The organism is Pseudoalteromonas luteoviolacea H33-S, assembly GCF_001625695.1.
In the GTDB taxonomy this organism is placed as follows: domain Bacteria; phylum Pseudomonadota; class Gammaproteobacteria; order Enterobacterales; family Alteromonadaceae; genus Pseudoalteromonas; species Pseudoalteromonas luteoviolacea_B.
Genome location: NZ_AUXY01000048.1, coordinates 1 through 233 on the forward strand (window position 1 = coordinate 1; position 233 = coordinate 233).

Sequence of the window (233 nt, forward strand, 5' to 3'; positions counted from 1 at the left end):
TAAACTCCCAATAGAGCCCGAGACCACCGGCCTCTTCTGCTATATTCAGGGTCAGGTCGAACTTCGCCGTTTGCCCGCCGCTTTCCAACATCGACAAGTCTAACCCCGGTAACGACAAACTGCCCTGTTCATTATTTTGCAGCGACAGCATCACTTGGAATAACGGGCTATGGCTTAGGCTGCGCTCAGGTTGCAAACGGTCGACGATTTGCTCAAACGGCACCTGCTGATGA

1 protein-coding gene is annotated in these 233 nt (G+C 52.8%); it reads right to left on the bottom strand.

Features of this window, described 5'->3' with window-relative positions:
* On the bottom strand, positions 1–233 hold a 233-nt coding region (locus tag N477_RS03685), incomplete at both ends, for a condensation domain-containing protein (protein WP_155731791.1).